Raw genomic sequence first — 13,475 nt, 5'->3', positions numbered from 1 at the left:
ACAGAAAGTATTAATTTATTTACTAATAAGTATATACTGAGGGAAGGTACATATATTAGGGTAGCTTTATGGCCGGAGTATTAGCATCCGTTGATCAACGCACACAACTGGTGGGAGAAAACCGCCTCGAGCTACTGTTGTTTCATTTGCACAGCCGACATCTGTTTGCACTCAATGTATTTAAAGTCAAAGAAGTCGTTAAGTTGCCGCATCTTAACAAAATGCCCAATGCCCATCCGAAAATAGCCGGTGTCACCACTATTCGGGGTGAGTCTATCCCAGTGATCGATTTACGCCAGGCGATCTGCATGCCGCATTGTGAATACGACAGTGACAGCAATCTGGTGATCACCGAATATAACCGAACCATTCAGGCATTTCTGGTAGGTAAAGTCGACCAGATAGTTAACACCACTTGGTCTGATATCATGCCGCCCCCGCGCTCAGTGGGTCGTAACCATTACCTCACCGCACTGACCAAGCTCAAGCGCGGCGACCAGGAGTTACTGGTAGAGATCATTGACGTCGAGAAAGTGCTGGCCGAGATCATTGCGTACGACGTAGTGATCCCCGAAAATATCCTCGACAAAACTATCATCAACGAGTTTCAGGGCCGCAAGATTTTGCATGTGGATGACTCTCCCACGGCGCGTCGTCAGGTCTCCGATACGCTGGCTCAGCTGGGCATCGAAGTGCTACCTGCAACCGATGGCCACGAAGCCCTTAAGCTGCTCCAACACTGGGCAGATGAGGGCATAGACGTGAACAAAGAACTCATGGCAGTGATCACCGATGCTGAAATGCCAGTTATGGATGGCTACCGACTAACCTATGAAATACGTAACGATAGCCGCCTAAAAGACCTCTATATCGTGCTCAATACCTCGCTCAGTGGCAGCTTTAACAAAGCCATGGTAGAGAAGGTGGGGTGTGATGTTTTCTTATCTAAATTTCAGCCGGACCGACTGGTTGATGAAATGCAGCGTCGACTGAAAGACGTACTGAATCAATAACTGTATATAAAAACAGGTTAAGTAAAAATTAAACCTTATATTTTTCATATGGTTAATTTTAACCATGTGCAAAATACCCGCACCAAACTGGGCTTTGTGCCCTGCCCTAGGTATACTTTGCGCTGAATAAAGACGATGGGCGCAAAGATGGACGTATCAGAATTACTTGATGGCTTAAACGACAAACAACGTGAGGCGGTTGCCGCACCGCTACAAAATATGCTGGTATTAGCGGGCGCAGGCTCGGGCAAAACCCGGGTGCTGGTACATCGCATCGCCTGGCTCATGCAGGTTGAGCAGGCCTCCGCGTACAGCATTTTTGCCGTGACCTTTACCAACAAAGCCGCCAAAGAGATGCGTACCCGGGTCGAAGAGACCTTGCAAAACCCGGTCGGTGGCATGTGGATCGGCACGTTCCATGGCCTAGCGCATCGTATTTTGCGCGCCCATCACCGCGAAGCCAGGCTGCCAGAATCGTTTCAGATCCTGGATTCCGACGACCAACTGAGAATGATCAAACGTCTGCTGAAGTCGATGAACATCGACGACAAAAAGTGGCCACCTAAGCAACTTAGTTGGTATATCAGCGCGCGCAAAGACGAAGGCCAGCGTCCGAAAGACATCACCGCTCATGACGTCAACGAGCAATTGATGTTGCAGGTGTATACTGCCTATCAGGATGCCTGTGATCGTGCCGGTCTGGTCGACTTTGCCGAAATTTTGCTGCGTTGCTACGAAGTACTGCAACAAAACCTGACGCTGCTGCACCATTACCAGCAACGCTTCCGCCATATGCTGGTCGACGAATTTCAGGATACCAACAGCATTCAGTATTTATGGCTAAAACTACTCGCCGGCAGCGACAGCAACATCATGATAGTGGGCGATGACGACCAAAGCATTTACGGCTGGCGAGGCGCACGGATTGAGAACATCAAACGCTTCTTAACCGACTTCGACGCGCAAACCATCCGCCTTGAGCAAAACTACCGCTCCACCGGCACCATATTGAAAGCGTCTAACGCGCTGATCCAGAATAATGCTGAGCGTATGGGCAAAAGCCTCTGGACCGACGGCAATCAGGGCGAACCTATCTCTGTGTATGCCGCATTTAACGAGCTGGACGAAGCCCGTTTTATGGTTGGTAAAGTCAAGTCCTGGCTTCAGGGCGGTAACGCGCTGAGCGACTGTGCCGTGCTTTACCGTAGTAACGCCCAATCTCGGGTGCTGGAAGAAGCCTTGCTACAGGAAGGCCTGAAGTATCGCATTTACGGCGGTATGCGCTTCTTCGAACGTCAGGAGATCAAAGACGCCCTGTCTTATTTGCGTTTGATCAGCAATCGCAATGACGACGCTGCGTTTGAACGGGTGATCAATACCCCGGCACGCGGTATCGGCGATAAAACCCTGAGCCATATTCGAGACTGTGCCCGGGCCGAGTCGCTCCCCCTGTGGTACGCAGCCAAAGCTGTGCTGGAGCAAGGCCACCTGGCTGGCCGCGCCGCCACCGCCATTCGTCGCTTCATTGAACTGGTTGAACAGCTGGACGACAAACTGATGGAGCTCGAACTGGCCGATCAAGCCAAAACCACCATAGAGCAATCAGGTCTACTGGCCATGTATCAGGCCGAGAAAGGTGAAAAAGGCCGTGCCCGGGTAGAAAACCTCGAGGAATTGATCAACGCCTGTGGTCAGTTTGATTTACCCGTGGAAGAAGAGTTCACCTCGCCACTACAAGGTTTCTTAGCCTATACCTCACTGGAATCTGGCGAAGGTCAGGCCGATGAACACGAAGATGCCGTGCAAATGATGACACTGCACTCGGCCAAGGGCCTCGAGTTCCCGCTGGTTTTTATGGTGGGCGTAGAAGAAGGCATGTTCCCTTCGCAGCAAAGCCACGAAGAATCTGGCCGTCTCGAAGAGGAGCGCCGCTTGTGTTATGTAGGCATGACCCGGGCCATGGAAAAACTTTACATCAGTCATGCGGAAAGCCGCCGCCTGTATGGTCAGGAAAAATACCACAGCCCGTCACGTTTTTTGCGTGAAATCCCCGAAGACTGCCTGGAAGAAATTCGCATCAAGACGCAAGTTTCACGCCCAGCGCCTAGTGGTCGTTTCAGCGGCTCGGTGAGCCATGCAGCATTTGAAGACAGCGGTTTCAGCCTCGGTCAGCGCGTATTACATGCTAAATTTGGTGCCGGCACGGTACTCAACTATGAAGGCAACGGCGCACAGTCACGAATTCAGGTCAATTTTGACGATGTTGGCAGCAAGTGGCTGGTCACTGCCTATGCCAGATTGCAAGCACTCTAAACTAACGAGCCTGCTCTCACAGCTTGGGCAGGCCCGACATCGCCAACTACTGCTGATCAGCGGCGAGCAAGACTGGAGCTACACTGAAGTACAGCGCCTGTTCCCTGCTATGCAAAATACGGCATTAGTGCTGAGCCAGCACGCAAGGCTGCCCGGAGCTTGCTGGCCTGAGCATTTGCATCAGGTACTGGGCCAGGAATACCCTTTTGTCATCTATGACCTGTTCAGCGGGCTAGTACCGAATACTCTCGCCGCCGCCGCAGGCACAGTACAAGCCGGTGGCTTGCTGATTGTGCTCTCCCCAGAGTTATCACAGTGGCAAAGCTGGTGCGATCCGGCACTTGAGCGCTGGCTGTCCTATAACGAAACCGCACAGTCCAGCCCCTACCTGCAACGTTGGCAAACACTGCTAAACAGAACTTCTGTATGGCAGATCAGTCAATCACAGGGTGACTTACTGCCACCACACTATGATGCACCGCATGCCACTTTGGATTTCAGTGAGCAACACCGTGCCCTCTCGCAGCTGACGACTCACTTACAGCAACCGACTCCCGGGCCCGTATTACTGAGTGCCGATCGTGGCCGTGGAAAGTCCTCGCTGCTTGGCAGACTGGCAGCAGGCCTGCCCGAGCTGAATTTTGTGTTATGCGCGCAGCAACGCCGCGCCGTTCACAACAGCTTTGTCCATCTCGGTGCCGCGCTGGATAAATCGGTTACCGACAAACTAAATCAGCTTGCCAACCTGCGTTTTATGCCTCCTGATCAACTGCTTGCACAACGCCCTAGCTGTGATGTGCTGCTGGTTGACGAGGCCGCCGCAATCCCGGTACCAGTACTCATGGCATTACTTAAAGCCTACCCCAAAGTGGTGTTTTCCAGTACTCTGATTGGCTATGAAGGCAATGGCCGGGGCTATACGCTGCGCTTTGCCAGGCAGCTTACACACACCCACCCACAGCACCTGAGCTTATCCCTCAGTCAGCCGATCCGCTATGCCGAACGGGATCCGCTCGAAGCCCTGTTACGTCAGCTATTTGCACTGGATTGTGACTATCAACGTTCGTACACAGCAACAGCTCCCTTAGCATTCAGCGCTTGTTCGGGCGCACAGTTAGCAGAGGATGAGGATACTCTGTCTCAGGTGTTTGCCTTATTGGTCCTGGCACATTATCAAACATCTGTGAACGATCTGCGCCAGCTGCTCGACAGCCCGCATAACCGTTTATACCTTGCCCGGCAGCAAGGGACAGTGGTGGCGGTGTGTCTGCTCAAACTGGAAGGCGGTTTTGATGCCGCACTCAGTATGGATATTGCGACAGCAACGCGGCGCCCTGCCGGGCATTTAATGGCACAGCAACTTGCGCAACTAACCGGTAATGCACAACTGGCACAAAAACGCGGGGCGCGGGTGGTACGGATCGCCGTGTCACCACACCAACAGGGACAACAGATTGGCAGCCAGTTATTGCGCTTTGCCGAGCAGCAACTGAGTGGCCAGGTTGACTATTTCGGCAGCAGTTTTGGCTGTAACACGCAATTACTCCGATTCTGGCAGCACCACCAGTATCGGCCCGTCAAACTGGGCTTTAAACAAGATAAAGCCAGCGGTGAGTTTGCTGTCCTGGTGATCAAACCCTGTACTGAGAACGTTGCGCTTGAGCCACTACAACAGTGGTTTAAGCATCTGCTGTTCAATCAACTCAGTGAGTTATATCGTGACTTTTCCTGTGCTTTGGTTATCGAGCTATGTAAAACCCTGCCACAAAACGAGCCCGACCCTGTGCTGGTGCAACAGCTAAACTACTTTGCACACACCACAGCAGGAGAGCAACAAATCGCGGCCCTGATCAGCACACTGTGTCGCAATCATCCTGTACTTTTGGACCGATTATCAGCCAGTTCCCAAGTCACAACGATTCGGCTATTATTACAACGTCACCCACCAAAAGTATTAGATGATGCTTTGGACCTGGCTACAAAAAAACAACGACAAGCCGCTTTGCGGTCAATAGTGACGGAAGTACATGCTGAAATTAATCTCAATCCTGAGTTGTTGCATCGCTCTGCTGAGCAGCCCTAAGCTTATCGCTGACGAGGTGCTCAAGCTTGGCATGTCGGTTGCCCTGAGCGGACCGGCCAAAGACATTGGCCAGCAACTCAAACAAGGCGCCCAGCTGTATTTTGAGTATGCCAATGGCCTGCCAGACAGGTCCCACCCCAAAGTGTCACTGATGGTACTGGATGATGGCTATGAGCCCGCCCGCACCGTCGTAAATACCCGTTACCTGATTGATCAGCATAAAGTCATGGCGCTCTTTGGCAACATGGGCACACCTACGACACACGCTATTCAGGCAATCCTGACGCATCATCAGCTCCCTTTCCTGGTGCCCTTTACCGGAGCAGACTTTCTGCGCTTCAACACCCCCTACCCGGTGTTTAACTGGCGAGCCAGCTATCTGGATGAAGCCAATGAGCAGGTTCGCTACCTGGTGGATGAACAAGGACATAAAGCCATTGCCCTGTTGATCCAGGCCGACGAGTTTGGCCTGACGCTGGAAAAAAGCTTTCGTCAGGCACTGACCGCCAGGGGCCTCAAACCCAAAGTAACGGCCCGCTTTCGGCGCAACAGTGCCGATATCAACAAAGCCCTCAAGGTGATCATGCGCAGTGAAGTCACAGCCGTGGCGATGATAGGCACTTATCAGCCCCTCTCGCTTTTTATTGATAAAGCGATGCACCGGGGGTTTAAAGGCACCTTTACCGGTGTCTCTTTCACTTCTTCCAGCGCGCTGTTTGCCCAGCTGACCAGCAAACCAGCGCTGATGATCAGCGAAGTGGTACCCGACCCAAGCAAGTGCCAGGCGCAATTATGTGCGTTATTTCGCTCTTTGATTCACAAACAACACTTAGCAACCAGTCCGCAGATTTTTGAAGGGTTTCTCAACGCCGCCATTTTTATTTCAGCGCTCGACTACTGCCCCAGGCCGGTCACGCGCGCGTGCCTGGCCAACGCAATGCAGCAGGTATTGGAAAAAGACCCGGCGATACGCACGATTTTTGGCCTCTCTGACACTGAGAATAAACCCCGCGTGTATCGATCTTACTTTCAATAATGTCTATGCTTAGGACATCAAGTTAACGTACAGAGGCAGACATGGACTTAATCAATTTTCGGGTAGGGAAAAAAACCATTTCATTAAAAATATTGGATATCCTGCTGACCGAGCGCTACGAAGGTAACCTCACCTCTCTGCCCAATGATAATCCCAGCTTTATGGGCGTCAAAGACTACATGGGCACACCTACCCCCATCTTTGACTTAGGTTTAATCTTAAATAACCAGTCTTCCTACGACATTAACAAGTCTCTGGTCACTATGTTGCAGGAGCGAGAGCAAGATCAAAAAGCCTGGCTGGCAGAGCTGGAGCGCTGCATATACAACGATCAGCCTTTTACCCAGGCCAAAGATCCAAAGCAATCCGCTTTTGGTAAGTGGTACTACAGTTTTAAAACCGACAACGATGACCTGCGTACGCTATTGGCGCGCTTTGAAGAGCCACATAATAAGCTCCATGCACTGGCCGACAAACTGCTTACCATCAATGCCAAGGGCGATAAAAACGAGGCTCTGAGATTACTGGAAAAAGAAAAATCCACCACCTTTATGAAGCTGATCCGGCTGTTTGAATCGGCTCGCGACCAAATCATTCTCGACCATAAGCCCATCATTGTCTTCACCACGCAAGATGGTCAGCGCCCACATATTGGTTTGTTGGTTGATCAGGTAGAAGACAATATTCACTGCGATGAATCAGACATCAAATCCCTGCACGAAATGACCAGTATGGGATTTGAAATTGACCCTCAAACGCGCAAGATGATGAAAGGGCTGATTAAACAAGGAGAGCATCACAGCCTGGTACTGGACCCCAGCGCCATCTTCCGTCCGGATCACTTACAAGACTATGAACCGGAAGAAACAGAAGCCTATGGGTTATTCTGATCTTGCCAACTGCAGCAACAGAGATTAATCCGCACGGTGAATAAAGGGCAGATAAAACAAGAAATACACCTGAGCCTGGTGCTGGATCCCAGCGCTATGTTCTACTCAGGTCATTTGCAATGACGATGAACCGGAAGAAATAAAAGCCCCTCTTGCCGAGAGCAGCAACTAGAAAACGCCGCGAATGCGGCGTTTTCTAGTATTCGACAAGTAATTGCTTACTTGGCCTGACGGCTCGCGCGCTTACGCTCGCTCTCTGTCAGTAGCTTCTTACGAATACGGATGCTTTCTGGTGTTACTTCTACCAGCTCATCGTCATCGATGAATTCAAGTGCCTGCTCAAGCGTCATGATAATTGGCGGAACCAGGTTCTGCGCTTCATCAGTACCAGATGCACGTACGTTGGTTAGCTGCTTACCTTTCAAGGCATTAACAGTCAGGTCGTTATCACGTGCGTGAATACCGATGATCATCCCTTCGTACACTTCTACACCGTGACCAATGAACAACTTACCACGGTCTTGCAGGTTGAACAGGGCGTTAGTCAGCGCTTTACCAGCCGCGTTTGCAATCAGTACACCGTTCTTACGTTGACCGATGTTGCCACCTTTGTGTGGACCATAGTGATCAAACGTGTGGTACATCAGACCAGAACCTGAAGTCAGCGTCATGAAGTCAGTCTGAAAACCGATCAGGCCACGAGAAGGCATCACGAAGTCCATACGGATACGGCCTTTACCATCTGGTGCCATGTCCGTCATTTCTGCTTTACGCAGACCCAGTTGCTCCATAATTGAACCCTGGTGCTCTTCCTGAACGTCAACAGTTACAGTTTCATACGGTTCTTCCAGTTGGCCGTCTACTTCACGCAGGATTACCTCTGGACGAGATACTGCCAGCTCGTAACCTTCACGACGCATGTTTTCAATCAGGATACCTAAGTGCAATTCACCACGGCCAGATACGCGGAAGCTATCCGGGTTGTCTGTTTCTTCAACGCGCAATGCAACGTTGTGTACCAGTTCCGCCTGAAGACGCTCAAGAATGTTACGTGAAGTAACGAATTTACCTTCCTGACCAGAGAACGGTGACGTGTTTACAGAGAAGGTCATGGTTACTGTCGGCTCGTCAACAGATAGCGCAGGTAGCGCTTCTACTGCGTTTACATCACACACAGTGTCAGAGATTTTCAGCTCACCCAGACCTGTGATAGCGATGATGTCACCCGCCTGTGCTTCTTGCGCTTCGTGGCGATCAAGACCAAGATAAGTCAGAACCTGACCGACTTTACCGTTACGTGTCGTGCCATCAGCACCAACGATGGTCACCTGCTGGTTGACTTTAACGGTACCACGCTTGATACGACCTACACCGATTACACCAATGTATGAGTTATAGTCCAGCTGAGAGATCTGCATCTGGAAGTCACCCTCTGGATCTGCATCCGGCTGGCCAACTTGCTCTACGATAGCTTCAAACATAGGCTGCATGTTGTCAGACGGTTCGTCCAGGTCTAATGTCGCCCAACCGTTAATCGCTGATGCGTAGATAACCTGGAAGTCCAGCTGCTCGTCAGTCGCGCCTAAGTTATCGAACAGGTCAAATACCTGATCCATAACCCAATCAGGACGTGCGCCTGGCTTGTCGATCTTGTTGATAACAACGATAGGTTTCAGACCCAGCGCGAATGCTTTTTGCGTTACGAAACGCGTTTGTGGCATTGGACCTTCTTGGGCATCAACCAGTAGCAATACTGAGTCAACCATTGAAAGTACACGTTCTACCTCACCACCAAAGTCGGCGTGTCCCGGGGTGTCTACGATATTGATGTGGTAGTCATTCCACTCGATGGCGGTGTTTTTCGCCAGGATGGTGATGCCACGCTCTTTTTCAATATCATTCGAGTCCATGACACGCTCTTCGTTGCCACCGCGTGTCTCTAATGTGCCAGATTGTTCCAGCAGCTTATCGACTAGGGTAGTTTTACCATGGTCAACGTGCGCGATGATCGCGATATTTCTTAACTTTTCAATGCTCATATTTTTACTCAGAGAAGTTGGCCCTCAGTGATCCTAGTCGAATCGCGCAAAAATGCGCACCTAAGATGCCGATCCACAATTAAAGGTCGCGTATTATCCCCTAATAATGTGACAGATGAAAGTTTATCCAGCGTTTTTTTCTGCCCAGTATGCCTAAACACGCAATTGTCTGCGCCCAATGAACCGACTCAGAAGAGAACAAACAGTAAGGACTATCATTAAGGCAACAAGTTTGCACCAGAGCACCAGCCCCCTGATCCGGCCACAACTTTTAATCCTGACAGACAAGCGTGAAGTCAGTATGACGGCTCGCGTCATCCTGAAAAAAGGTGACTATTGAGACGACAACGCCGCTCAGGCCAAGCTACTCTGAAACCTTGCTCACCGCCTTTGCTCATACTGGTCGCACTCTGACATATCACAGCAAGCTCCGGCACTATGCACTTACAAGATACGACTCATCGGGCCTGTGCACTTGCATGCAGGCACCTTTATCCTGTCCATCTAGCTTGCCACCGCAACGAGAAATAAAATACGCTCTGACCCGCCGGATACGGTTTCAACTGTGCTAGATTAAAACCGTGCATAACGCACCCATATGGTGCATCAACAGTATTCTTAACGCACCAAATTAGTGCAAAACTGTTTTTTATTTGTTTAGATATAAACTAAACCCTTTATAAACATGTAGTTAAAAAATTGGCACGAATAACGCTTAGTAGTGCGCAAATGCAGAGCACTGCAACAAAATATAACCCTACGAGTCGGAGGACACATGTCACAATCGGTTTTAGATCTTATTAAAGAACATGACGTTAAATTCGTTGATTTACGTTTCACGGATACTAAAGGTAAAGAGCAACACGTTTCTATTCCTCATCACCAGGCCGATGAAGACTTCTTTGAAGATGGCAAAATGTTCGACGGCTCATCTATCGCAGGTTGGAAAGGCATCAACGAATCAGACATGGTACTGATGCCAGATGCAACGACTGCTAAGCTAGACCCTTTCTCAGAAGAGACCACTCTGATTGTACGTTGTGACGTGCTTGAGCCTTCAACTATGCAAGGGTACGAGCGTGACCCGCGTTCTGTTGCAAAACGTGCTGAAGACTACATGCGTTCTACCGGCATTGCTGACACAGTATTGTTCGGTCCTGAGCCTGAATTCTTCCTGTTTGACGACGTCAAGTTCAAAACAGATATGTCTGGCTCTATGTACAAGATTGATGCGCAAGAAGCGAGCTGGAACTCAGATAAAAGCTACGAAGAAGGCAACATGGGCCACCGTCCTGGCGTAAAAGGCGGTTACTTCCCGGTTGCACCCGTTGATTCATCAGGTGACTGGCGTAGTGCGACTTGTCTTGTTCTGGAAGAAATGGGCCAGGTTGTAGAAGCACACCACCATGAAGTAGCAACAGCAGGTCAGAACGAGATCGCAACGCGCTTCAATACAATGGTTATCAAGGCTGACGAAATTCAGGAAATGAAATACGTTATCCACAACATGGCACACCTGTACGGCAAAACGGCAACCTTTATGCCTAAGCCAGTAGTTGGCGACAACGGTTCAGGTATGCACTGTCACCAGTCATTAGGTAAAGATGGCAAGAACATCTTCGCTGGCGACAAGTACGGCGGTCTGTCAGAAGAGGCGCTTTACTACATCGGTGGTATCATCAAGCACGCGAAAGCCATCAACGCGTTTGCCAATGCTTCAACTAACTCTTACAAGCGTTTGGTACCTGGCTTCGAAGCACCTGTTATGCTGGCTTACTCTGCACGTAACCGCTCTGCGTCAATCCGTATTCCGGTTGTACCGTCTGAAAAAGCACGTCGTATTGAAGTCCGCTTCCCGGATCCAACTGCTAACCCTTACCTGGCATTCTCTGCCATGCTGATGGCAGGCCTTGATGGAATCAAAAACAAGATCCACCCTGGCGATGCAATGGACAAAGACCTATACGACCTGCCAGCTGAAGAAGCTGCAGAGATCCCTACCGTTGCCTCTTCACTGCAAGAAGCACTGGACTCTCTGGACGCAGACCGTGAATTCCTGATCCAGGGTGGCGTATTCACTAACGACCTGATCGACGCGTACATCGCATTGAAATCTCAGGAAGTTGAAAAGCTGAACATGACAACTCACCCGGTTGAGTTCGAAATGTACTACAGCGTATAAGCTGGTTTTCGGTGTTCTGGTGTGTGTGAGCTGCTATAGCTGACACACTGCGCGATCCGGAATGCTTATTTCAGCCGCATTCACTCACTGATCAGTCCGCTGGTCGTGAAAGAACAGGCTGACTCTGCGCTCTTAAATCATATGTGTTCTCAAGCCCGCAATGCGGGCTTTTTTCATGCCAGTGCAATGGTAAACTTGCACTAAAAGCACTAAAGTTATAGCTGGTAATGTGTGTCTTTTAAGCAAGGTGAAATCGTGTTGCGGCTTTATTGGGTGATTCTCTGTTTGGTGTTCAGCGCAAGTGCTGTGTCAGATCAAAAAGTCTACCGCTGGAAAGACGAAAATGGTAACTGGGTCTACTCCGATGTGCCAAAAAAAGGCTCTGAGAAAGTAAAACTGAGTACCAATATGCTCACCATGCCTGCCACCGATACCAGCATTTTAACGCCCACACAATCCACGCCCACCGTTTCTTATCAGGCAAAAATTACAGCCCCCAGCGATCAGCAAACTCTGCGCGAAAACAGTGGCAGCGTGTATGTGAACGGCTTAGTCACCCCGCGCTTTGCAAATGGTTTTCAGGTTCAGCTGTTTCTTGATGGTAAAGCCACCGGGCCCAAACAGAGCACCGCATCTTTTGCGTTACGCGATGTGCCCAGGGGGGAACATAAATTGCAAATGAAAGTATTTAATGACAAAGGCATGCTGGTTGCCCAAAGTGCAGTAACCACCTTTTTTCTGCACCGCGCCAGCTTGCTCAACCGTTGATTATAATAATAGGTGTGCTAATCTGCTGTGCACCAACTTGGTGCAAGGCGATCCAATATGGCACAACCCTCCTCAGAATTAATACATGAATTATGGCAAAATCTATCCACTGCAGTGATCTTACTAACCGAAGACCTGACCATCTATTTTGCCAACAACAGCGCCAGCGAACTCCTTGGCCTGGGCAGTAAACGCTTATTAAACCAGCCATTCGAAGCGATTTTTCATCACCATATGATCGACATGAAGCGGCTTCAGCGTTACGTACTGGAAGACGGTGTCGATTGCCAGCAACACAAGGTTGACGTGGTCTTCATCGATAATCGCGCCAGCACACTGAACCTGTTTGCACGTCGTTTTATGTTCCAAAACCGGGCATTTATCCAACTAGAATGTCGCCGTATCGATGAAGAACTGCGATTCGATCAGGCCTTTAATCAGGCCCACCAATATCAGGCTGCCCGCAACCTGATCCGCGGCCTGGCACACGAAATCAAAAATCCGTTGGGTGGGATCCGAGGAGCGGCGCAATTATTGCAGTATGAAGTGCAGCAGGAAGAGCGGGACGAATGCGCAGAGTTAATTATTGAGCAAGCGGATCGCCTGACCGAGTTGGTAGACCGGCTACTGGGCCCTAACGAATTGCCTCGCAAAGAGCCTTGTAATGTCCATCGTATGTTGGAGTCGGTGATCCGGCTCAGTGAACTCGATGGGGCCGCTGGGATCCGCCTGGTCAAAGACTATGACCCTAGCATCCCGGATGTGGTTATGGATGAAGCCAAAATCCAGCAGGTGGTGTTAAACATTATCCGCAACGCACAACAGGCGCTGGGTGAGCAAGGCGAGATAAAAGTGTCAACCCGGATCCGTCATCGTATCAGACGCGGTAAGCAACTGATGAAAAAAGCGTTGCAGATCAGGGTCACAGATAACGGCCCCGGCATTGCCCAGGAAATGCAGGCCACCTTGTTTTACCCTATGGTAACCAACAAGGAAGGTGGTTCTGGATTAGGCTTGTCTATTGCCCAAACACTGGTCGAGCAACACCATGGTTTCATCGATTGCGACAGCTGGCCTGGCCATACTGAGTTTGCCATCTACCTGCCCTTTGAAGCATAAACGCGTCTTGTGACGTGCGTTCATAACCTATT

General features: G+C 50.2%; 9 protein-coding genes. 8 read left to right on the top strand and 1 reads right to left on the bottom strand.

The genetic code is table 11. The annotated features are described in order from the left end of the window. Positions 1-68: 68 nt before the first annotated feature. The 5 genes from MHN31_RS11000 (at position 69) to MHN31_RS10980 (ending at position 7,335) form a co-directional block, all read left to right on the top strand. Entirely contained in the window at positions 69-1,013 is a 945-nt protein-coding gene (locus MHN31_RS11000) for a chemotaxis protein CheV (RefSeq protein ID WP_010386153.1), read from the top strand. A gap of 147 nt (positions 1,014-1,160) precedes the next feature. Then, entirely contained in the window at positions 1,161-3,326 is a 2,166-nt protein-coding gene (gene uvrD, locus MHN31_RS10995; protein WP_239444287.1) for a DNA helicase II, read from the top strand. After that, the gene (locus MHN31_RS10990; RefSeq protein WP_239444286.1) at positions 3,229-5,409 is read left to right on the top strand and encodes a GNAT family N-acetyltransferase; all 2,181 of its coding nucleotides are present in this window, start codon (positions 3,229-3,231) and stop codon (positions 5,407-5,409) included. Before uvrD ends, MHN31_RS10990 begins: the two co-directional genes overlap by 98 nt. Then, on the top strand, positions 5,354-6,445 hold the full coding sequence (locus MHN31_RS10985; protein WP_239444285.1) for an ABC transporter substrate-binding protein: 1,092 nt from the start codon (positions 5,354-5,356) through the stop codon (positions 6,443-6,445). Before MHN31_RS10990 ends, MHN31_RS10985 begins: the two co-directional genes overlap by 56 nt. A gap of 41 nt (positions 6,446-6,486) precedes the next feature. After that, positions 6,487-7,335 (top strand): chemotaxis protein CheW, encoded by an 849-nt coding sequence (locus tag MHN31_RS10980; RefSeq protein WP_239444284.1) that lies wholly within the window; start codon positions 6,487-6,489, stop codon positions 7,333-7,335. Between the two features lie 218 nt (positions 7,336-7,553). Here the strand turns inward: MHN31_RS10980 and typA are convergent, their stop codons facing one another. Then, complete coding sequence (gene typA, locus MHN31_RS10975; RefSeq protein ID WP_049863695.1) at positions 7,554-9,374, bottom strand: translational GTPase TypA; 1,821 nt, start codon at positions 9,372-9,374, stop codon at positions 7,554-7,556. Positions 9,375-10,149: 775 nt separating this feature from the next. Between typA and glnA the strand changes: the two genes are divergently transcribed. The 3 genes from glnA to glnL all read left to right on the top strand — a co-directional run bounded on the left by glnA (position 10,150) and on the right by glnL (position 13,443). Then, positions 10,150-11,556: a glutamate--ammonia ligase gene (gene glnA / locus MHN31_RS10970; RefSeq protein ID WP_239444283.1), complete on the top strand. Its 1,407-nt coding sequence runs from the start codon at positions 10,150-10,152 to the stop codon at positions 11,554-11,556. A gap of 231 nt (positions 11,557-11,787) precedes the next feature. Next, positions 11,788-12,324 (top strand): DUF4124 domain-containing protein, encoded by a 537-nt coding sequence (locus tag MHN31_RS10965; protein ID WP_239444282.1) that lies wholly within the window; start codon positions 11,788-11,790, stop codon positions 12,322-12,324. A gap of 57 nt (positions 12,325-12,381) precedes the next feature. After that, positions 12,382-13,443 (top strand): nitrogen regulation protein NR(II), encoded by a 1,062-nt coding sequence (gene glnL / locus MHN31_RS10960; RefSeq protein ID WP_125563015.1) that lies wholly within the window; start codon positions 12,382-12,384, stop codon positions 13,441-13,443. The last annotated feature ends 32 nt before the right edge of the window (positions 13,444-13,475 follow it).

The sequence above is a fragment of the Pseudoalteromonas sp. McH1-42 genome, assembly GCF_022347845.1.
In the GTDB taxonomy this organism is placed as follows: Bacteria; Pseudomonadota; Gammaproteobacteria; order Enterobacterales; family Alteromonadaceae; genus Pseudoalteromonas; species Pseudoalteromonas rubra_D.
The sequence above is the reverse complement of the archived record's forward strand: the minus strand, read 5'-3'. Positions and strand labels throughout refer to the sequence as shown.

Excerpts from the sequence above, each read along its gene's own strand:
- MHN31_RS11000 (WP_010386153.1), top strand. The coding sequence starts at position 69 with ATGGCCGGAGTATTAGCATCCGTTGATCAACGCACACAACTGGTGGGA.
- uvrD (WP_239444287.1), top strand. The coding sequence starts at position 1,161 with ATGGACGTATCAGAATTACTTGATGGCTTAAACGACAAACAACGTGAG.
- glnL (WP_125563015.1), top strand. The coding sequence starts at position 12,382 with ATGGCACAACCCTCCTCAGAATTAATACATGAATTATGGCAAAATCTA.
- glnA (WP_239444283.1), top strand. The coding sequence starts at position 10,150 with ATGTCACAATCGGTTTTAGATCTTATTAAAGAACATGACGTTAAATTC.
- MHN31_RS10985 (WP_239444285.1), top strand. The coding sequence starts at position 5,354 with ATGCTGAAATTAATCTCAATCCTGAGTTGTTGCATCGCTCTGCTGAGC.
- MHN31_RS10980 (WP_239444284.1), top strand. The coding sequence starts at position 6,487 with ATGGACTTAATCAATTTTCGGGTAGGGAAAAAAACCATTTCATTAAAA.
- typA (WP_049863695.1), bottom strand. The coding sequence starts at position 9,374 with ATGAGCATTGAAAAGTTAAGAAATATCGCGATCATCGCGCACGTTGAC.
- MHN31_RS10990 (WP_239444286.1), top strand. The coding sequence starts at position 3,229 with ATGAAGGCAACGGCGCACAGTCACGAATTCAGGTCAATTTTGACGATG.